21 protein-coding genes are annotated in these 19,775 nt (G+C 44.8%); 3 read left to right on the top strand and 18 right to left on the bottom strand.

Annotated features, from left to right (window positions below):
* Positions 1–3: 3 nt before the first annotated feature.
* The 8 genes from NEJAP_RS02395 to NEJAP_RS02360 are packed head-to-tail and all read right to left on the bottom strand — an operon-like array spanning position 4 to position 7,763.
* On the bottom strand, positions 4–1,818 hold the full coding sequence (locus tag NEJAP_RS02395) for a V-type ATP synthase subunit A (protein ID WP_201349129.1): 1,815 nt from the start codon (positions 1,816–1,818) through the stop codon (positions 4–6).
* Positions 1,815–2,510, bottom strand: coding sequence for a hypothetical protein (locus NEJAP_RS02390; protein ID WP_201349128.1), 696 nt, complete (start codon positions 2,508–2,510; stop codon positions 1,815–1,817). The genes NEJAP_RS02395 and NEJAP_RS02390 overlap by 4 nt, the downstream gene beginning before the upstream one ends.
* Positions 2,510–3,190, bottom strand: coding sequence for an ATPase (locus NEJAP_RS02385; RefSeq protein WP_201349127.1), 681 nt, complete (start codon positions 3,188–3,190; stop codon positions 2,510–2,512). The genes NEJAP_RS02390 and NEJAP_RS02385 overlap by 1 nt, the downstream gene beginning before the upstream one ends.
* Positions 3,191–3,200: 10 nt before the next feature.
* Positions 3,201–3,647: an ATP synthase subunit C gene (locus NEJAP_RS02380; protein ID WP_028468143.1), complete on the bottom strand. Its 447-nt coding sequence runs from the start codon at positions 3,645–3,647 to the stop codon at positions 3,201–3,203.
* On the bottom strand, positions 3,635–5,416 hold the full coding sequence (locus NEJAP_RS02375) for a V-type ATP synthase subunit I (protein ID WP_201349126.1): 1,782 nt from the start codon (positions 5,414–5,416) through the stop codon (positions 3,635–3,637). Before NEJAP_RS02375 ends, NEJAP_RS02380 begins: the two co-directional genes overlap by 13 nt.
* Positions 5,413–6,018 carry a V-type ATP synthase subunit D gene (locus NEJAP_RS02370; protein ID WP_201349125.1) on the bottom strand — a complete coding sequence of 202 codons (606 nt, stop codon included), beginning with the start codon at positions 6,016–6,018 and terminating at the stop codon, positions 5,413–5,415. The genes NEJAP_RS02375 and NEJAP_RS02370 overlap by 4 nt, the downstream gene beginning before the upstream one ends.
* Positions 6,019–6,020: 2 nt before the next feature.
* On the bottom strand, positions 6,021–7,403 hold the full coding sequence (locus tag NEJAP_RS02365) for a V-type ATP synthase subunit B (protein WP_201349124.1): 1,383 nt from the start codon (positions 7,401–7,403) through the stop codon (positions 6,021–6,023).
* 48 nt (positions 7,404–7,451) lie between these two features.
* Positions 7,452–7,763: a YqfO family protein gene (locus tag NEJAP_RS02360; RefSeq protein WP_028467996.1), complete on the bottom strand. Its 312-nt coding sequence runs from the start codon at positions 7,761–7,763 to the stop codon at positions 7,452–7,454.
* A gap of 233 nt (positions 7,764–7,996) precedes the next feature.
* Between NEJAP_RS02360 and NEJAP_RS02355 the strand changes: the two genes are divergently transcribed.
* Positions 7,997–8,626, top strand: coding sequence for a hypothetical protein (locus NEJAP_RS02355; protein WP_201349123.1), 630 nt, complete (start codon positions 7,997–7,999; stop codon positions 8,624–8,626).
* Positions 8,627–8,663: 37 nt separating this feature from the next.
* Here NEJAP_RS02355 and NEJAP_RS02350 read toward each other — a convergent pair whose 3' ends face one another.
* The 6 genes from NEJAP_RS02350 to grpE form a co-directional block, all read right to left on the bottom strand.
* Entirely contained in the window at positions 8,664–9,053 is a 390-nt protein-coding gene (locus NEJAP_RS02350) for a DUF3461 family protein (protein ID WP_201349122.1), read from the bottom strand.
* Positions 9,054–9,217: 164 nt separating this feature from the next.
* Positions 9,218–10,018, bottom strand: coding sequence for a 4-hydroxy-tetrahydrodipicolinate reductase (gene dapB / locus NEJAP_RS02345; protein ID WP_419197840.1), 801 nt, complete (start codon positions 10,016–10,018; stop codon positions 9,218–9,220).
* Positions 10,015–10,851 (bottom strand): serine O-acetyltransferase, encoded by an 837-nt coding sequence (cysE, locus tag NEJAP_RS02340; protein ID WP_201349121.1) that lies wholly within the window; start codon positions 10,849–10,851, stop codon positions 10,015–10,017. The genes dapB and cysE overlap by 4 nt, the downstream gene beginning before the upstream one ends.
* A gap of 45 nt (positions 10,852–10,896) precedes the next feature.
* Positions 10,897–12,018 (bottom strand): molecular chaperone DnaJ, encoded by a 1,122-nt coding sequence (gene dnaJ / locus NEJAP_RS02335; RefSeq protein WP_201349120.1) that lies wholly within the window; start codon positions 12,016–12,018, stop codon positions 10,897–10,899.
* A 109-nt stretch (positions 12,019–12,127) separates the two neighbouring features.
* Positions 12,128–14,047: a molecular chaperone DnaK gene (gene dnaK / locus NEJAP_RS02330; RefSeq protein WP_028467991.1), complete on the bottom strand. Its 1,920-nt coding sequence runs from the start codon at positions 14,045–14,047 to the stop codon at positions 12,128–12,130.
* A gap of 114 nt (positions 14,048–14,161) precedes the next feature.
* Positions 14,162–14,761, bottom strand: a complete 600-nt coding sequence (gene grpE / locus NEJAP_RS02325; protein ID WP_201349119.1) for a nucleotide exchange factor GrpE — start codon at positions 14,759–14,761, stop codon at positions 14,162–14,164.
* Positions 14,762–14,950: 189 nt separating this feature from the next.
* On the opposite strand from grpE, the gene recN reads away from it, so the two are divergent.
* Entirely contained in the window at positions 14,951–16,609 is a 1,659-nt protein-coding gene (recN, locus tag NEJAP_RS02320) for a DNA repair protein RecN (protein WP_201349118.1), read from the top strand.
* 70 nt (positions 16,610–16,679) lie between these two features.
* Here the strand turns inward: recN and fur are convergent, their stop codons facing one another.
* On the bottom strand, positions 16,680–17,105 hold the full coding sequence (gene fur / locus NEJAP_RS02315) for a ferric iron uptake transcriptional regulator (RefSeq protein WP_201349117.1): 426 nt from the start codon (positions 17,103–17,105) through the stop codon (positions 16,680–16,682).
* A gap of 82 nt (positions 17,106–17,187) precedes the next feature.
* Between fur and NEJAP_RS02310 the strand changes: the two genes are divergently transcribed.
* Positions 17,188–17,526 carry an outer membrane protein assembly factor BamE gene (locus NEJAP_RS02310; RefSeq protein WP_201349116.1) on the top strand — a complete coding sequence of 113 codons (339 nt, stop codon included), beginning with the start codon at positions 17,188–17,190 and terminating at the stop codon, positions 17,524–17,526.
* Between the two features lie 3 nt (positions 17,527–17,529).
* On the opposite strand, the gene NEJAP_RS02305 is transcribed toward NEJAP_RS02310, so the two are convergent.
* From NEJAP_RS02305 to NEJAP_RS02295, 3 genes are read right to left on the bottom strand one after another with little or no spacing between them, the layout of a single operon-like run.
* Positions 17,530–17,829 (bottom strand): RnfH family protein, encoded by a 300-nt coding sequence (locus tag NEJAP_RS02305; protein WP_201349115.1) that lies wholly within the window; start codon positions 17,827–17,829, stop codon positions 17,530–17,532.
* Between the two features lie 4 nt (positions 17,830–17,833).
* Positions 17,834–18,265, bottom strand: a complete 432-nt coding sequence (locus tag NEJAP_RS02300; protein ID WP_201349114.1) for a type II toxin-antitoxin system RatA family toxin — start codon at positions 18,263–18,265, stop codon at positions 17,834–17,836.
* A 16-nt stretch (positions 18,266–18,281) separates the two neighbouring features.
* On the bottom strand, positions 18,282–19,646 hold the full coding sequence (locus NEJAP_RS02295; RefSeq protein WP_201349113.1) for a sodium-dependent transporter: 1,365 nt from the start codon (positions 19,644–19,646) through the stop codon (positions 18,282–18,284).
* Between the last annotated feature and the right edge of the window lie 129 nt (positions 19,647–19,775).

The following is a 19,775-nucleotide window of genomic DNA, read 5'->3' as shown; positions in this document are numbered from 1 at the left end:
AGCTTAACCGAATTCAGTTTTCAAATGCTGAATCTCTGTCATATAAAGCTTAAAATCAGGGCTCTGTTCCCGACTGTAGTTGAGGTTACGAAACAAGCTTGTAAGCTTGATATAGTGCTCACGCACCGCCTCTTTATTCGGAAATTTTTTCTGTTGCGACAAAGCATCACGTAATAACTCGAAAATACGTTGCTGCCTTTCTATCGAAGTAGATACATCAACATCATCAAAAGCATCCTGCTGCAAATACACTTGATCGAGGCACATCCCTTTGTGATATGTAATGTAGTCCTCTAATGTCACCCCCTCTTCACCGGTAACTTGCATCATTTGCTGCACAGACTCACTACGACGTAATAGCGTATGCATCTCTTTGACTTGCTCAATCCAATTCTCACCTAAATTCTCCTGATACCATTCAGATAACTGATCCAAATAACGCGACCAGGAAATCAGAGGATCAACAGCAGGGTAGGCACGCTTATAGGCACGTTCTGCACTCAAGCCTAAAAATGTTTTCACTGTGCGTAATGTCGACTGCGTCACCGGCTCTTCAAAATTACCACCCGCCGGTGAGACTGTTCCAATCAAGGTTAAACTTCCCATAACTCCGTGATTATTCTCAATCAGCCCAGCCCTTTCATATAAAGCACGAATAGATGAGTCCAAATACGCAGGGAATGCATCCTCACCTGGAATCTCTTCAAGGCGCCCTGATGTTTCTCGCATAGCCTGAGCCCAGCGTGATGTTGAATCGGCAATCAGTAATACATTATTACCCATCTGGCGATAATATTCGCTGATGGTGATTCCGGTATAAATAGAAGCCTCACGTGCAGCAACAGGCATAGAAGATGTATTACAGATGATGACTGTTCGATCCATCAACGCCCCACCTTTTGGATCAGGCATATTCGGAAACTCAGTAATCGTTTCTACCACCTCGCCAGCACGCTCACCACACGCAACAATAACCACAATATCCACTTCAGAAAAGCGTGATATTAAACTTTGCAATACTGTTTTACCCGCACCAAAAGGGCCTGGTATACAAGCAGTCCCCCCGCGCGCGATCGGGAAAAAGGTATCTATTAAACGAATAGAGGTGAGTAGTGGTTCTTTGGGGAAGTGGCGCTGACTACTACGTGATCGAAGTAAGGGCTCACATACAGGGATTCGGACTGGCCAAGACTGCTGCATGCTTACGTCGATCTCTTCACCATTACTCCGTATTCGAGCAACAGGGGTGGAAACACTAAACGAGCCTTCCTGAACCCAAGTAACCTCCGCTTCACCCAGTAAATTGAAGGGCGCCATAATCTTGTGCTTAAAACGCCCTTCCTGCACCGAACCAATAACATCACCAGCGCATACTGCAGAACCCACTTTTACTACCGGAACAAATGCCCAATGTTGCTGCTGATCAATACCATCGACTTCTAAACCGCGCGGCAGAAAAAAACCATGCTGCGAAGCAATTAACTCAAGAGGATTCTGCAAACCATCATAAACTTGCCCCAGTAAACCAGGGCCTAACGTGACAGAAAGCATATGCCCGGTTTGCTCAACAGGATCACCAATGGCAACACCACGAGTATTCTCAAATACCTGCGCATCGGCTTCGCCATGACGTACACGTAATACCTCTGCCTTAAGAAACTCCTGACGATCACCTAAACCAAGACGCGTTGGACAAATATGAATCACTTCATTTTTAACAACAGGATAATAATTTCCCTCAGCATCGGTAAGCACCTCAATAGTAACGATATCGTCACGCACTCCCTTCACCCGCGCGGTTACTCTGCTATCCGTCATCTGTTTGCCGACTCCTGGTTTAAATCATCTATAAATGTCGTCTTCATTAACAAGTGGCGTGTTACGTCATCAAATTTTATTAAAGCAGCATCTGCATCCGCACTTAAGTAACGAGACACAATTCCCCAACGCAGTACATAACACGCAACAGCAGAGAAACTAAAACCCTGTTGCTTTTCACAATAAAAAAGGTCCTGCCATAGCATCTGGTCTAACAATTTATCCGCATGACCCGGTCTATTTTCTTTAAGGTAACGTGCTATTTTTTGTATCTGTGGTTGAAATTCATCCATACCAAAAAAAGGCTCGAACCAATGATTTTTGATAAACGAATGCCAACGCCCAAAGCCTATAAACTGATCAGGATTCTTTCCACCAGCCTCACGGTAACGCAGTGCTGCCAGCAAGCTTCTAATTTCAAGCTGATAAGCAATACGCTCTTTTAGCACATCTGACTCAAGCAATAACAAAGCACTTTTCCATGCTTGAACAACTTCGCGGTCAGCTAAGCCAGACAACACACTAGGGTTTGGAAAATACAGTGCCTCTATCGCATCAAGTTGTGCACAGTCAGTCTCGCACAACATACTGAGGCGACTCTCAAGCGCCAATCGTGAGATAGGCAGCTGCCGAGACTTCTCCAACACAGGTAAATGCGGTAATGACGTTAGCAAGGTGTAGTATTGTGACACTAGCGAATAACCCCTTCGACAATCGCGCGAAAACGAGGCTGCAAGTGCTTCAACAACAATCTAGAAACCGCATCTTCACTCAGGTCTACTTCCACTTTTTGACTACTAAGACGTACCTTGATGCCCCGACCTTCATAAAAAGCGATCTCAACGCCTTCACGCAACTGTTCAGCTGTCAGTGATTGCACGAAATGGCTTAACTGACCTTCCTTGTATTCATGAGGGCTTCGACGAAGCTCCTCTAAACCAATAAAATCTCTAGGCAAAAGCACTTCAACATGCGCGGCTTTATCCAGCGCCATTTCCTCACGCACCTTACCAACCAGCTCAAGAATCAACTTCTGCATAAAAGCGCCATTATCCATCTGATGTGCTACGAGACGCTCAACCTGACCTGCAAAGCTATGCGCTAAACTTTCCTTCACCTCCAGATGCAAATCCCTTGCGGCAATTTTCAACGCGTCTTCACCCGCATTTTTTAAATGCGCGGCTTCGCGGCGAGCTTTCACAAGGATTTGCTCCGCTTCAAGACGTGCTTGCTCCAACAACCAATCAGAACGGTGCTCAGCCTCTTCTATTAACTTGGATGCCTCCTTTTGTCCATTCTTAACACCTTGCTCACGTAACTGCTCAATGAGCGCCTCAACACCCGATGAGGCTAGCTCAGATTTATTATTCATAGTTAGCCTCCTAAGCAGGCACTCCGGCACTGATAACTAATGCAAAAATAAATGCAAATACAGCAAAACCTTCAACAATGGCCGCTGGCGCTAGTGACATACCAAAAATTTCTGGACGAATTTTTGATACATTAATTGCTGCAGCACAAGCACGTCCTTGATGAGCGGCACTAAACAACAGTGCTAACCCGCATAACAAACCAATAGCCGCTAATCCTGGAGCATTATCCGGCGTTACCGTACGGTTTAATGCAAACATCACAACAATGCCATAGATAGCCTGAGAAGAAGGCATAGCAGAGATACCGATGTAGCGACCATGGCCGGTTTCCGTCTCAAGCAGCGCACCACAGGCAGCTTGTCCTGCTATCGCACAGCCGATGATGCTGCCAATAGCACCTAAGGCCATTGGGCCGTATAAACCCGCCCATCCCAGCATCATAATCAAGTTATCCAAGGTGTAACCTCCTGTTTGGAAAAGCGCTGAAAGGCATAGCCCTCATCCGCCAAACTCCAATTATAAAATTCAATCAAATTAAGTCGTAAGCCGTGTATCACACCACTAACAACTGTCAATACAAAGTTAAGTAAATGCCCTGTAATCAAGATAAGGACTTTGAAAAGTAGTCCAATGGCCGGTAACGCTGTCGCCACATCAACCGCTAATTGATTAAAAGTAATCGCCAGTGAAGCACTTGCCAAGCCAAGAGCAAACAGGCGTAAATAGCTCAAGATATCGCCAAACATTTTGGTCACATTTGTCAGCGCTAATAGCCCTTCAAGAAAACGTTTAAGGCTCCACGCTTTACTTTGTCCCGAATACACCACCACTAGCAGCAATGCAGCAGCAAAACCAACCCAGTGCAAAGAGTGTATCCCCTGCAACCAACCAGATAACCCGACAACAACAGCGCTAGCCCAACCAAGCGAAGCATACGCTTGGTTGGTATGTCTCTTTACCCATGCCATCATCAAATTACCGAGAATCAAATGCCCGGCGCCAATACAGATAGAAAGCTTCATCATGCTTTCAAAGTCATGCAGGTCCATTACCTTAAACGACGCCAACCATGCAAAGGGAGGTGAAGCACCGAAGTAACTCCCCACCATGACACCCCAGACAAAACCAGCTACCGATAGAGCAACACCCATGGCTCTGAGCCTACGCCCCGTTTGTGTTAACGACATTTGCCGCCAATAGAACATCAATATCAATGCCAGCATGAGCGAGTAGCCTGCATCTGACATAATCAATGCAAAGAAACCAACAAATGAGAAAAACACTACGCGAGAAGGATCCCAACCTTTATAGCCTGGCGTCTGAAAGAAGCTAACAACCTCTTCCCCTCCAGCCAATTCGGCTGGGTTAGACAGTAATGTTGGTGGGGTTTCATCAGTCTCGGGGTCACTCAGCTGTAACACCAAACTTTGCTTTTGAGCAAAGGCTTCAAGCCGTGCTATTTCTTGTGTCGCAACCCAGCCCTGAATAGCAAATACTTCCCCACGGTCCAATGTTTGTTCATTTACCTTTTTCAGCGCATCCTGATCACCGATTCCCGCCTCACTCAGCTGTAAAGCATAGATCCATCGAGTTAACGCTTGGCGCTCGGCCTCTGCAGTTTCAATAGCAATTTCGATATCTTCTAGTTCAACGACCAGAGCATCTAATGGAACAGCACCCGTATGAGTTCGCTGCACAGGCATCAGGCTTACTTGCGGTTCATCAGGCGCAATGACAGCCACATATGAATGACGGTTATCACGATGGACAATAGACCAAGGCAAGGTAATCTTAGCGACTTCATTCATCCGGTAATTAGGGACTAAATAAAACCATAAACGCTGATCAAAAAGTTCACCATGCTCAGGAAAACCAAAACTCCCCCACGGTTTTAAATCTTTAATACGCTTTTTAAGAAACTCACGGCGTTCCAGCAGCTGCAAACGTTCAGCTCGATTTTTCTCTGTGGTGCGCACCACATCAACTAAATCAAAATGCCGTTCACTAAGCACTTGGCGACGCTTGTGACTGCAGCCCAGCAGATACCCCAGCACTGTAGATAGCTGCTCAGAATTAATGTCCACTAATAACGGTTGGGGGCGCTTTTTTTGTTGTGCCAATGGAATAATGTGTAAGCTACCTAGCGACTGCAAAGCATCCAAAATCTGCGGTTTGCTTTCAGCAAGGCCGATTAAGGTGGCTTTTTTAAGTTGAAGAATACTCACGTAAAAGCCAGCCTCCGTCGCTTATTCTTAGCAATTTTTGCCCTCACAACACCGGCGCGCTCCGCATCTGATAGAGCAATCTTAATCTTGCGTATATTTTTTTCTGTTGTAGGAATAAGCACCTTATCGAACAGATTAAGGCGTTGAGTTGTTTTGCGTAGCCCTTCATCAAGTAAACAGAGCTGACGCTGAGCAATCATAACCTCAGCTTCAAGCTTAACCGACTGTTCCAGATTAAGGACTAACGCATCAAACCATAAAGGTGTCGCCAGCTTGGAGTATTCTTGTGGTTCAACACAAAACCGCCCCAACTTAGGTAATTGCAGGCCAACAAGGTTGTAATAATCAAGCTCAATAGCCTCGACTTTAACCAAACGACCAACATCAATTTCAGCGGTTGCTAAAACGGAAAACTCTTCCTTTATTTGCAGTTTCAGCGTATCTAATGTTTGTTGAAAAGCCAGTAAATCATTACGTATTTTCACACGAGCAGCCATTAACTGTTTACGCTTAAGATCCAGTGCAGGAACAAACTGCCGGTAGGATTTTAGGTTTTTCCCCTCTCGATTGAGGGTACTTTTATTCAATGCTAACTTCGCCATAATCAGGACTCAGTCACAATAGTACTTTTCTCTCGTGACTCACTGACTGGAAAGTATTTATCAACCAGCGCCTTCTTCATAAGAAGTTCGTCTTTACTAAAGCATCCAGCCAATACTTCCCAACTAAGGTCCAAAGCGTGCTCTAGAGACATAGTGACGCCTATATCCATAAAATGCTGCTGAAACAGATCGCCAAACTTTAGCAACCGATGATCATACTCACTCAATTCAAATGACATAGCCTGCTTTTGTGCCGCATCTTGAGATTCAGCATAAAAACGCACCATAGTATTCATTACCTGACTATGGTCTTCACGCGTCACTTTACCGATCACATGCTGTTTAAGACGTGACAAAGAACCAAATGGGTCAATGACGCCATCATGCAGGTATAACTGGCCTTCTGTAATATACCCTGTGTTATCTGGCACTGGATGCGTTACATCATCTCCTGGCATCGTCGTGACAGAAAGAATCGTCACTGAACCAGCGCCTTTATAGTCACAGGCTTTTTCATAGCGGCGTGCTAACTGAGAATAAAGATCACCGATATAACCACGATTAGAAGGCACATGCTCCATCGAAATGCCAACCTCTTTAAGCGCATCCGCATAGGCCGTCATATCCGTTAGCAACACTAAAACACGCTTACCTTCTTCCACGGCAAAACGTTCGGCTACTGCCAGTGCCATATCAGGCACCAGTAATCCTTCTACAACAGGATCAGAACCCTGGTGAGCAAACATCACCGTACGTGCTAACACACCCGCTTCTTCAAAAGCTTGACGAAAATAATGATAGTCATCAAAAACCAAGCCAATACCGCCAAATACGACGATATCTGCATCAGCATGAGCACCAATCTGCGCTAAGAGCTGGTTATAAGGCTCACCTGCCACAGAAAAAATAGGGATTTTCTGACTTTCGACTAGACAATTAAACAAATCGATCATCGGCACATCGGTGCGAATCATACGTGAAGCTAACACTCGCCTAACGGGGTTTACTGTAGGACCATCGATTTCAATCGTGGGCTCTTGCGTTAATTCAGGACCGCCATCAATAGAACGTCCTGTACCGGAAAATGACCGCCCCAAAATATTAGGAGAAAATGTCACTTGCATAGATCGCCCAAGAAAGCGCACGGCTGAATGTGTTGATAGCCCCTTAGTACCGGAAAATACCTGTAAAGAAACCGATTCACCTTCCAATAAAATAACTTGCGATAAATGAGGTGGACGACCACTATGCTCAACACTTTCAATAAGTGCCAAATCACCAAAACAGATAGCCGACACGCCATCCTCGGACAACGGCACATGGACTTTTACGATATCACCGACAATTTCCAAAATACGGGAATAACGCATTAGTAACTGAGTCACTCATCTCTCCCTGAAATACAGACCTTTAATTTACGTGCACAATTTCATCTAAATATCTGCGAGTTTGTAGACGTCGTAAGCTACTTCTTCATAAGGGTGAACTTGCTTCAGAACAGCAACCACCTCTTTGATCAGGTGATCTTCACATACCATTTCTACCTTCCACTCAGACATCATCTCTAACTGATCGAGCTCTCCGACAAAAGGCTGGCTTCCTTCTCCGGGGCGAAACTGCCCTTGCCCTAAGACTTGCCAGCAACAGGCCTCGTAATCCCCTATTTTGCCTGCACCGTGCTCAAACAAAGCAACTTTCACTACATCAAGATGAGACTCAGGAACAAAAAAAGCGAGCTTGTACATACGTTAACTCCCAACAAGATTGGCTGCATTGACCTACAACATAAGACATGACTAGCGCATTGTGCAAGCGCGTCGTGACAATAATATTTATCATTCATTTAGAATAAATTCATTGATATAAAACATGCATCACAAAGCTAATAAAAGGCCCAATGACATTCTTACGCTCTACTCAAAAAAGCAAAATTTCAGCCTTGATATATAATCAAGATAGAGAATTAAAAGGACAACGCATGTTCAGACTATTTGCTGTACTAGGTGCCATCGTGATGTTTTTCATTTGGTTAGCACCAAACAATAACACTACGTCAGAATACCAACCAGACATTACCCCCGTACCAGCCCCCCTAACAGCACCTATACAAAAGCCGCTAGAGAACACACAGCAGAACGCGCAACCCTTTTTACTCAATGAATATATATTGCAGCCCAAGGCAGAAATACACTTTTCAGCTCGGCTATTAGGCAAAGAGCGCTATCGCCTTGGAAGAGAAGCAGACCTTTCACCCTATGACTTTGCCTTAGGGTGGGGGGCTATGGCTAACCCACAAGTGACTGACCAGATAAAAATCTCACAGAGTGGCCGCTGGTTCCACTGGAGAGCAGATAAGCTACCTATTCCACGTAAAGAGTTAGAAACAAGTGCATCTAATGTCCATATTATCCCTGCCAATCAGGCAGTAAAGGAGCAAATATCAAGGGTAGATGAGGGGGATATTATTCAAATTTCTGGGCAGCTAGTCGATGTACGAAGCACGGATGGCTTTTTCTGGAATACATCAATGACACGTCAAGATGTAGGAGCCGGGGCCTGTGAAATACTCTATGCAACCCACATAGATGTGTTACCAGACCCCTTTTAACAGCGAACGGGGATGCCTACTGACAGGCAGTCGCTATTTAGATCTCATCAATCTGGCGACGAATATCTTCTATTTTTCGCGCAACAACTTTCTCTAGATGCTCAATATCATCCAGCAATTTGGCTTTACGCGTTTGCGTTGTCTTCTCAGCGCTAACCAACTTATCCAACTCTGCTACTGCACGTAAAAAGTAAGGAGAGGACTCAGTTGTAGCAATATAAGGTACGCGACCTTCATTCACTCGCATGTTTTTATGCATACGCTTGAATTTAAATTTTTTGCTTTTGGTCATCCAGTCGCCTTGATGGCGATGAAAGTAAATCTTTAAGATATCAACATCACCTTCAATACGAGATGTATAACGCTCGATATCAGAAGGCTCATCAATACCCATTTCTGTTAATGTTGGAAACTTCTCAGCTGACATATCCCTACCACCTCACTGTTTTTCTTATCAATACCAAAGTATAAAATACCATAAGAAAAAAATTCACTAAAGGAAACAAAAATCTGTATTTAAGATATTATTTTAGACTATATAAAAAAAGCCGCTCAAGAGCGGCTTTATAAAACAGTAAACTGAGTTCCAACTTAACGCAGCCCCAAAACATCCTGCATATCAAACTGACCTGATGGCTGCTCTGCTAACCAAGTGGCGGCTCGCACAGCACCCTTAGCAAAAGTCATACGACTACTCGCTTTATGGGTAATTTCAATACGCTCACCTTCTGTAGCAAACAGTACTGTATGATCGCCTACAACATCACCTGCGCGAATAGTTTCAAAGCCAATTTCTTTTTGAGTACGCGCACCCGTCTGACCTTCACGGCCATAAACAGCACACTCTTTAAGGTCACGTCCTAGCGCATCGGCAACCACTTCACCTAAACGTAATGCGGTACCCGACGGAGAGTCCACTTTATGACGATGGTGAGTTTCGATTACTTCAATATCGTAATCATCCCCTAGTGTGCGTGCTACAAGATCCAATACCTTAAAACAAACATTCACACCTACGCTCATATTTGGCGCAAACATAACAGCCGTTTGCTTAGCACATTCTGCTAAATGTTGAGTTTGGTTATCTGATAAGCCGGTCGTGCCAATTACGATTTTTTTACCATGTGCGGCACAAAAATCTAAGTTACTCATAGTCGTTTCTGGTGATGTGAAGTCGATCAACAAATCAAAGTCGTCTTTTGCATCAGACAACTTCTCGACTAAGCGAACATCTAGCTTGCCAACACCGGCCAACTCACCAGCATCCGCACCCACTAGCGAGCTACCCGGTTGCACGACAGCAGCACTCAACTTAACACCTTCTGCTTGGCAAACCGCTTCGATTAAGGCCTTACCCATGCGCCCAGCGGCACCCATTACTGCAATTCTCATGATTTAACTCTCTTTTCGTGTGCCTGCGCTGAACTCTCTTCTAGAGATATTTGCTGATTCATATTAAAGGCTGGTTTCTCACACCCAGAATCACCAACTACACGGGCAGGAACACCAACAACAGTAGTGTGACAAGGCACATTATCTAGCACGACACTTCCGCCGCCTACTTTAGCACCCTTGCCTACTTCTATATTACCTAAGATTTTAGCACCAGCACCAATCAATACACCTTCGCGAATCTTCGGATGACGGTCACCACTTTCATTGCCCGTTCCGCCTAACGTGACCGACTGCAAAATAGAAACATCATTCTCGATGACACACGTTTCACCCACGACAATACCGGTAGCGTGATCAAACATCACCCCTTGACCGATGCTTGCGGCTGGATGAATATCCACCTGGCACATGGTACTAACACGACTCTGGATATATAGCGCCATCGAACGGCGGTTCTGATGCCAAAACCAATGAGCCACACGGTGTGCTTGTAATGCATGGAATCCCTTCAAATAAAGCAGCACTGTTGAGCAATGTACAACAGCAGGGTCGCGCTTTCTTACCGCTATAATATCATGGCACGCCGCAGTAATTATTTGAGGATCCGCATCCATCGCCTTCTCTAGCAACTCACGAAGCAGCAGTGATGACATCACATCATCAGCTAACTTACTGGCTAAAAGATAGGAAAGTGCTGATTTCAGATCAGAGTGATTAATAATACAAGAGTGGTAAAAGCTAGCCAGGCAAGGCTCTTTCGCTACTTCAGTTTTTGCTTCTTCCTGGATACTCAGCCACAACTTAGCCGGCTCTGTACTTAAAATCGTCATTCAATACTCCAGACAACTCGGGCCGCTAAGCGGCCCGATTACACATCAATCTTCGAAGAACTTTTTCACAGAATCAAAGAAGGAATGCCTCTTTGGGCTGTGCTTCTTCTGCCCATCTTTAGTCGCTTCCTGAAACTCACGTAACAGCTCTTTTTGACGGCTATTGAGATTAACAGGGGTTTCTACAACCACTTTTACCATCAAATCACCAGCACCACCACCACGCACCGGAGCTACTCCTTTACCACGTAGGCGGAACAACTTTCCAGTTTGCGTTTCTGACGGCACTTTCAGTTTTACACGGCCATCTAGGGTCGGCACTTCTAGCTCACCACCTAAAGCAGCATCAATAAAGCTAATTGGCACTTCGCAGTAAAGATGTCGACCATCACGTTCAAAGATCGCATGCTCACGCACACTGACCTGAACGTATAGGTCGCCGGCTGGACCACCGTGACCACCTGCTTCACCCTCACCTGACAAACGAATACGATCGCCCGTATCCACTCCGGCCGGAATTTTAACAGATAGCGTCTTAGTCTTCTCAACACGTCCTTGACCATGACAGCTGTTACAAGGATCACTGATAACCTTCCCTTCACCGCGACATGTAGGACAAGTCTGCTGTACAGAGAAGAATCCCTGCTGCATACGCACCTGACCAACACCGCCACAGGTACCACATGTTTTAGCCGACGTGCCCTTTTTAGCACCACTACCATCACACGGCTCACAAGGAACCAACGTAGGTACTTTAATAGTTTTCTCAACGCCACGAACTGCTTCTTCTAACGACAACTCCATGGTGTAACGTAGATCTGCACCGCGCTGAACGGAGCTACGGCGACCACCGCCACCTCCGCCGAAAATATCGCCAAACACATCACCAAATACATCAGAGAAGCCGCCATCAAAACCACCGCCACCGCCACGCATATTTGGATCAACACCGGCATGGCCATACTGGTCATAAGCTGCTTTTTTCTGTGCATCAGAAAGTACTTCGTAAGCTTCATTTAGCTCTTTGAATTTTTCTTCAGCAGTTGCGTCATCAGGATTACGATCTGGGTGGTGCTTCATCGCCTGACGGCGAAAGGCTTTTTTGATATCCCGATCGTTGGAGTTGCGGTCAACACCTAGAATTTCATAATAATCTTGCTTAGACATATCCGGGTTAATTCTCTTGCAGCGGTTAGCTCCCGCCGGGAGCCGGACACAACAACGCGGGCTAACGCCCGCGCTGTCACACTTCAGTATTTACAAGGGCAAGAAGTGTTTACTTCTTGTCATCCTTAACTTCTTCAAACTCAGCATCAACAGCGTCATCAGCAGGAGATTCTGCTTCCGCACTTGGCTGTTCAGCACCTTCGCCTTGCTGAGCAGCATCTGCATACATTTTCTCAGCGAGTGCAGAGATAACAGCAGTTAGAGCTTCAGTTTTAGCTTCGATATCAGCTTTATCATCAGCTTTTAGTGACTCTTCTAAATCAGCGATCGCAGCTTCAATAGCTGTTTTCTCTTCTTCAGTTGCTTTATCGCCACCTTCTTTCAGTGTTTTCTTCGCAGAGTGAACCATTGCATCACCCTGGTTACGCGCTTGAGTCAGCTCTTCAAACAGCTTATCAGCATCAGCGTTAGCTTCTGCATCACGAACCATCTGTTCGATCTCTTCATCACTCAGACCAGAAGAAGCCTTAATGATAATTGACTGCTCTTTACCTGTTGCCTTGTCTTTAGCAGACACGTTTAGGATACCGTTAGCATCCAAGTCGAATGTTACTTCAACCTGAGGTACACCGCGTGGAGCAGGTGGGATATCAGCCAAGTCAAAACGACCTAGTGATTTATTCTGTGTAGCCTGTTTACGCTCACCCTGCACAACATGGATAGTTACTGCATTCTGGTTATCATCAGCTGTAGAGAAGATCTGCGATTTCTTAGTTGGGATAGTTGTGTTCTTTTCGATCAATGCAGTAGCTACGCCACCCATAGTCTCGATACCCAACGTCAGTGGTGTAACATCCAACAATAGAACGTCTTTTACATCACCAGACAATACCGCACCCTGAATCGCTGCGCCCACGGCTACTGCTTCATCTGGGTTAACATCTTTACGTGCTTCTTTACCAAAGAAATCAGCAACAACTTGCTGAACCATAGGCATACGTGTCTGACCACCCACTAAGATAACTTCATCGATGTCAGAAGCGCTTAGGCCTGCATCTTTCAAAGCAGTACGGCATGGGTTGATAGAGTTAGTCACCAGCTCTTCTACTAAAGACTCTAACTTAGCACGCGTAATTTTAACGTTAAGGTGCTTAGGACCGGTTGCATCAGCAGTGATGTATGGCAAGTTAACATCAGTACTCTGAGCAGTAGAGAGCTCAACTTTAGCTTTTTCAGCACCTTCTTTTAGACGCTGTAGAGCTAGAGGGTCGTTATGTAGATCGATACCTGACTCTTTCTTGAACTCAGCTGCCAAATACTCGATTAGGCGCATATCGAAATCTTCACCACCAAGGAAAGTATCACCGTTAGTCGCCAATACTTCAAACTGGTGCTCACCATCTACATCAGCAATTTCGATGATAGAGATATCGAACGTACCACCACCTAAGTCATAAACAGCGATTGTTTTATCACCTTTAGACTGGTCCATACCATAAGCAAGTGCTGCTGCTGTTGGCTCGTTAATAATACGCTTAACGTCTAGACCTGCGATTTTACCAGCATCTTTAGTTGCCTGACGCTGAGAATCGTTAAAGTAAGCTGGAACAGTAATAACTGCGCCTGTTACTTCTTCGCCCAGATAGTCTTCAGCTGTTTTCTTCATTTTCTTCAGGATTTCAGCAGAGATCTGTGGCGGAGCCATCTTGTCATCTCGTACCTGAACCCAAGCATCGCCATTATCAGCTTCAACGATTTTGTATGGAACCATGCTGATATCTTTCTGAACAACGTCATCTTTAAAACGACGGCCAATGAGACGCTTAATAGCATATAGTGTGTTATGCGGGTTAGTTACAGCCTGGCGCTTTGCAGACTGACCTACCAAAATTTCATCTTCTGTATAGGCAATAATAGAAGGGGTTGTACGATCACCCTCAGCGTTCTCAATAACACGTGTTTTGTCGCCATCCAGCACTGCCACACAAGAGTTGGTAGTACCTAGATCTATACCGATAATTTTGCCCATCTTTCTTTCTCCGCTATTCATTGCTCAATTTAATGAGCTGTAAATCTGTTAAAATCTGTATGCCCTTTATATGGATACGTTTTGTACAATTTCAAGGCATTTAATATGGTTTTTTTAACTTTTTGACACAATGACCATGGCAGGGCGAATCAAACGACCATTTAGGCTATAGCCTTTCTGCATAACCGCAATCACTGTATTAGGTTGCGCATCCGGCGCATCAACCATTGACATAGCCTGATGTGAAACCGGGTCAAATGCTTCGCCTTGCGGATCAATACGATCAACATTAAATTTAGCTAAGCCTGCGATATACATACCAAGCGTCATTTCAACGCCATCGCGCAAGGCTTTCGTTGCTTCATCATCAGCACTGCTGGTTTCTAGTGCGCGTTCTAAGCTATCTACGATAGGCAGCATTTCATTCACAAATTTATCAAGCGCAAACTTGTGAGCTTTCTCAACATCTTTTTCGGCTCTACGGCGAGCATTCTGCACATCAGCAGCTGAGCGCAAAACCTGCTCTTTAAGGGCCGAAATCTCTGCCTGCGCTTCAGATAGCTGCTTTTCTACGTTATCTGCAACTTCGCCAGCTTGCTCATCCTTAGCATCGACTGCCGCATCTGATTCATCAGCATTTGATGTATCAAGGTTTACGTTATCTACATCTGCAGATTCAACTGTTTCATTTTGTGTCGTCTGGTCATTCGCCATGGGGCTCTCCAACTCAAGCAGCCATAAAATACTAAAAAACTAGAATGCGGTCTTTATGGGGCCCCAAGCTGTAAATTCAACCCTAATTCGACTTTTTTTCAATACGATTGATTTGACACGATTGCACCTGACGCAAAAATCGCCTATAAATAAAGTACTGTATAAATACACATGCATGGAATAATCAAAATGCTGACGCAACTGACCATTCGCAACTACGCTATTGTCGAATCGCTAGACCTTGAACTAAAGCAAGGAATGACAGTAATTAGCGGTGAAACCGGTGCTGGGAAATCCATCATGCTAGATGCATTAGGATTAACACTTGGCTACAGAGCCGATAGCGGTAGTGTTAGACATGGAGCAGATCGCGCAGAGATTATTGCCAGCTTTAATATTGATGCACTTCACGATGCTAAGGCATGGCTCAAAGACCAAGACCTTGATCAAGACAACGAATGTATTATCCGACGTGTAATTACCCGAGAAGGCCGTTCTCGTAGCTATATCAACGGCCAACCCTGCCCACTTAATGCACTCAAAGAGTTTGGTGAACACCTCATAGCCATTCATGGGCAGCATGAACACCAACGCCTTTTAAAGAAAGACCATCACCGCGAACTCGTCGACCAATTTGCAGCACAGGTCATTCAAGCTACAAAAGTGAAGAACCTTTTCCAGCAATGGCAGAAACAACAGAAGCACCTTGAGGCTTTGCTTAATCAAGACGAGGAACACCAAGCTAAAGTTCAACTCCTTAGTTACCAGTTAAACGAACTAGACCAGTTAGGCATGTTTGAAGGCGAACTAGCGACCCTAGAACAAGAACAGAAAACACTAAGCCAAGCGGGCAGCACTTTACAAAATGGGTATAAAATTCTTGAAGTCACTTGCGAAGGAGAACAAGAGAGCTGCAATCAACTCTTGCATCACGCATTACAACTACTAGCAGAATTAAACGATCAAGCACCTGCCGTTACCCAAGCGACAGAACTCTTGAGCAGTGCTCAAATACAAATTGATGAAGCCACCCAAGAACTTCGTCACTACTTGGATCGTATCGAAATCAGCCCAGAGCGCTTAACAGAAACAGAAGAGCGCCTCTCATGCATTTATGATATCGCTCGCAAGCACCGTGTATCACCCGAAACATTACCTGCGTTTCATGTGCAACTAAGAACAGAGCTCGATACTTTACAAAGTACAGACGAGACGCTTGAACAACTCAGCATTGATGTGGAAAAAATTCGCTCTGAATACACCCGTGCGGCAACGAAACTCAGTGCTGCACGCAGAAAAGCAGCCACACAGATAAACAAACAAATTAATGAACAGCTGTATTTACTGGGCATGACCTCAGCCAACTTCATAGCGACCCTTACAGAAACAGACGCCCCGCAAGCAAGCGGCTTGGAAGATATTGAATTTTTAATCGCCACCAATAAAGGCCAACCGGCTCGCCCTTTAGCAAAAATAGCCTCAGGCGGCGAGCTATCTCGCATCAGTCTCGCCATTCAAGTTATCACCGCGCAAAGCTCAACAACGCCTACGCTCATCTTTGATGAAGTGGATGTTGGTATTGGTGGCGCTATAGCGGAAGTTGTCGGGAGAATGCTTCGCCAGCTAGGAGAGCGAGCACAAATAATGTGTGTAACGCATCAGCCGCAAGTTGCTTCACAAGGGCATCAACACCTGTTTGTTAGCAAACGTGCCGGTAAAGAGCACACACATACGCACATAAATACACTAGTAAAAAAAGATAGAGTTCAAGAAATTGCACGTATGCTAGGTGGGATTGATGTAACTAAGCGCTCTCTCGATCATGCTAAAGAGATGCTAGGAGTCTAGCAAATAGGTAGTACAGCTAACGAAAAAGCCAAAAAGCCGACGAAAAGTCGGCCCTTTAATACAATTTAATCTATTTAGCAGTGCAACCGTTTGCACAGACACCGTAAAGGTAAAGCGTACGATCTGTAATAGTAAAACCTAAATCTTTAGCAATTTCGTACTGACGATCAATCAACTTCTGATCAACAAACTCTCGCACCTTGCCACATTTCACACAAACTATATGATCATGCTCTTCTGCACTTGCTAATTCAAATACAGAATGCCCGCCTTCAAAGTGGTGACGAGTCACCAAGCCTGCTGCTTCAAATTGAGTTAGCACACGATAAACTGTTGCCAAACCAACATCTTCGCCAATCTCCATCAGCAGTTTATAGATATCTTCCGCGCTAAAATGATCACCCTCACCTGCTTTTTCGAGAATCTGATATATCTTAACGCGTGGCAAAGTAACTTTAAGGCCTGCCTTCCTTAATTCTTGATTTTCGACGGACATGATCTTTACTCTATTGATTCCAACAACTGGATGTTAGACTCTATTATCTTTATTTACACGTAAAAGTGGAAGTCATTTACAGATGCGAAAGTTTCTAATTAGCATTATCGCCGTAACTTTGTTATCCGGCTGCTCAGGATTCCCTGGCGTTTACAAAATTGATATCCCACAAGGGAACATCATTACCCAAGAGATGGTCGACCAACTCAAGCCTGGCATGAACCATAAGCAAGTCCGCTATGTACTAGGCACACCGCTGGTTGTTGATACTTTTAACGGCGAACGTTGGGACTATATTTACACCTTTAAAAAAGGTGGAGAAACCAGAACACAAGAGCATCTTTCACTATTCTTCACCAACGGGCAATTAACTAACTTGTCGGGTGATTACAAACCTTCTGCAGCAGCGGCTCAGCAATAATTATCACTGAGTATCTTGTTGTGCTTTGATTTTTGCTGCCCGTTTTGCTCTGGCCTCTTTTGGATCGGCTATCAGCGGGCGGTAGATCTCAACTCTATCTCCCTCTTTTAAAACGGTAACCTTTGGGTCTTTTATCGCCTTACCAAAAATCCCCATTGGGCCTGAATCGATATCAATTTGCGGATAAACCTCACCCATTTTCGACAGTTTTACTGCATCGGAAGCTGTAGTGCCTTCCTCAACCTTAAGCGCAATAATTTTTTGCTCGGTCGGCAAAGCATAAGCAACTTCTACATTAATCATGATATTACCCATAAATTGCATCAGCCCGTTGCACAAAAGCATCAACCAAGGTAGTCGCCACTTGGTTAAAAACTTTACTCATAGCTAGATTTTTCAACTTACCTTCAAACTCAAACCCTAAGCTCAAGCTCACTTTACACGCTTCATCACTTAACGCTTCAAAAGTCCAATACCCGGATAATTGTGAGAAGGGACCCTCTACAAGTTCAAGCTCTATTTTTGTAGGCCGAGCCAAGTTGTTATGCGTTGTAAAACTATACTTCAAGCCCGCTTTTGCTAAATAAAGCGTAGCTTCCATCTGCTGCTCATCTTCAAAGAGAAGCTCAGTCTTAGCACACCAGGGCAAAAAGTCCGGATATGCCAACACATCATTCACTATATCGAACATTTGCTGAGCGCTATGCAGTACCAATGCACTGCGATTAACTTGCGTCATGTTTTAACTTTCCACTCTACACGGCAAACTTATTGTACAAATTTAGAGCGAAAATTGCTGCAACCGCCACCGGAGCGACGTAACGAATAGCAAAATACCATGCAGAAAACCAAAAACGCTGCATAGCCAGCTCATCCTGTAATGCATACTGTTTAACTTTCCAACCCGCAAAAATAGCGATAAACAAGCCACCTAACGGCAACATAATATTAGCCGTTGCAAAGTCCATCAGATCAAAGAAAGTCATTCCTGCCACTTTGAAATCAGACATAAAGTTGAACGAGCCTAAGCACGCCACACCCAACGCCCACACTAAAACACCTAATGCAGTACAAGCAGGAAGGCGCTTAATTTTAAACTTCTCGACCATCCACGCAACCGCAGGCTCCATCAAAGAGATAGCGGATGTCCATGCAGCAACAGCAATAAGCACAAAGAACAAGAAGCCAAAGATATGCCCTCCTGGCATCTGTCCAAAAGCAACAGGCAAGGTAATAAACATCAGACCAGGACCAGCCCCAGGGTCCAACTGATTGGCAAATACGATAGGAAAAATAGCTAAACCAGCCACTAAAGCAACCAGCGTATCTAGTAGCGCGATCATCACAACCGTACCACCAATGCTCGCTTTTTTAGGCATATATGAGCCATATGCCATGATTGATCCCATACCCAACGACAAGGTAAAGAAAGAGTGCCCCAGTGCCACAAGCACAGAATCCCAGGTGAGCTGAGAAGGGTCAAAATGAAACAAGAAGTCAAAGCCTTGACCAAATGCACCTGAGGTCATTGAATAGGCCAATAGAATAAAGAGCAGCACGAATAACGCAGGCATCATAATACGCGTTGCACGCTCCAAACCTTTATTCACACCGCCAGCAACAACAGCCATGACCATGATAACGAAGACACTGTGCCAAATTAATAGCGTTTCAAAGTCTCCTAATAACGTTTCAAAGCGCTTACCCGCCATCTCGCTACCAATATCAATAAAGTCGCCATTGGCCATCCCGGCCACGTAATAGAGTACCCAACCGGCAACGACTGAATAAAAAGAGAAAATCATGACACCCGCCAGTGCGCCCATCCAGCCCGCTAAGGACCACTTGGTTGTGAGCTCCGATTCAACGGCTAAGTCTTTCATCGAGTTAATGGGGCTTTGTCTACCACGGCGCCCGATCAATACTTCAGACACCATGATAGGAATACCTACCATCAAAATACACACGAGATAAACCAGTACAAAAGCGCCCCCACCATTCTCACCGGTGATGTATGGGAACTTCCAAATATTACCTAAACCAACGGCTGATCCAGTTGCTGCCAAGATAAAAACCCAACGGTTTGACCAAGCACCATGAATTGATAATTTTTCTTGCATACGTTTCTCGAGTATATTTTCTTTGCTATTAGTGTAAATAAACGCGCATTGTTCCCTTTCTTTGCGGCGTTGACAACTTTAGTCGCAGCAAATTCACAAAATTTCTCCATTAAATAATCAATAAATAAA

The organism is Neptunomonas japonica JAMM 1380 (genome assembly GCF_016592555.1).
Classification (GTDB): domain Bacteria; phylum Pseudomonadota; class Gammaproteobacteria; order Pseudomonadales; family Balneatricaceae; genus Neptunomonas; species Neptunomonas japonica_A.
This window is presented reverse-complemented; position numbering and strand designations above follow the sequence as displayed.

What these genes read in the sequence shown, in the direction of transcription:
- NEJAP_RS02395 (WP_201349129.1), bottom strand. Translation starts at nt 1,818, where the DNA reads ATGACGGATAGCAGAGTAACCGCGCGGGTGAAGGGAGTGCGTGACGAT.
- NEJAP_RS02385 (WP_201349127.1), bottom strand. Translation starts at nt 3,190, where the DNA reads ATGAATAATAAATCTGAGCTAGCCTCATCGGGTGTTGAGGCGCTCATT.
- NEJAP_RS02370 (WP_201349125.1), bottom strand. Translation starts at nt 6,018, where the DNA reads ATGGCGAAGTTAGCATTGAATAAAAGTACCCTCAATCGAGAGGGGAAA.
- NEJAP_RS02360 (WP_028467996.1), bottom strand. Translation starts at nt 7,763, where the DNA reads ATGTACAAGCTCGCTTTTTTTGTTCCTGAGTCTCATCTTGATGTAGTG.
- NEJAP_RS02355 (WP_201349123.1), top strand. Translation starts at nt 7,997, where the DNA reads ATGTTCAGACTATTTGCTGTACTAGGTGCCATCGTGATGTTTTTCATT.
- NEJAP_RS02350 (WP_201349122.1), bottom strand. Translation starts at nt 9,053, where the DNA reads ATGTCAGCTGAGAAGTTTCCAACATTAACAGAAATGGGTATTGATGAG.
- dapB (WP_419197840.1), bottom strand. Translation starts at nt 10,018, where the DNA reads ATGAGAATTGCAGTAATGGGTGCCGCTGGGCGCATGGGTAAGGCCTTA.
- cysE (WP_201349121.1), bottom strand. Translation starts at nt 10,851, where the DNA reads ATGACGATTTTAAGTACAGAGCCGGCTAAGTTGTGGCTGAGTATCCAG.
- dnaJ (WP_201349120.1), bottom strand. Translation starts at nt 12,018, where the DNA reads ATGTCTAAGCAAGATTATTATGAAATTCTAGGTGTTGACCGCAACTCC.
- dnaK (WP_028467991.1), bottom strand. Translation starts at nt 14,047, where the DNA reads ATGGGCAAAATTATCGGTATAGATCTAGGTACTACCAACTCTTGTGTG.
- grpE (WP_201349119.1), bottom strand. Translation starts at nt 14,761, where the DNA reads ATGGCGAATGACCAGACGACACAAAATGAAACAGTTGAATCTGCAGAT.
- recN (WP_201349118.1), top strand. Translation starts at nt 14,951, where the DNA reads ATGCTGACGCAACTGACCATTCGCAACTACGCTATTGTCGAATCGCTA.
- fur (WP_201349117.1), bottom strand. Translation starts at nt 17,105, where the DNA reads ATGTCCGTCGAAAATCAAGAATTAAGGAAGGCAGGCCTTAAAGTTACT.
- NEJAP_RS02310 (WP_201349116.1), top strand. Translation starts at nt 17,188, where the DNA reads ATGCGAAAGTTTCTAATTAGCATTATCGCCGTAACTTTGTTATCCGGC.
- NEJAP_RS02305 (WP_201349115.1), bottom strand. Translation starts at nt 17,829, where the DNA reads ATGATTAATGTAGAAGTTGCTTATGCTTTGCCGACCGAGCAAAAAATT.
- NEJAP_RS02300 (WP_201349114.1), bottom strand. Translation starts at nt 18,265, where the DNA reads ATGACGCAAGTTAATCGCAGTGCATTGGTACTGCATAGCGCTCAGCAA.
- NEJAP_RS02295 (WP_201349113.1), bottom strand. Translation starts at nt 19,646, where the DNA reads ATGCAAGAAAAATTATCAATTCATGGTGCTTGGTCAAACCGTTGGGTT.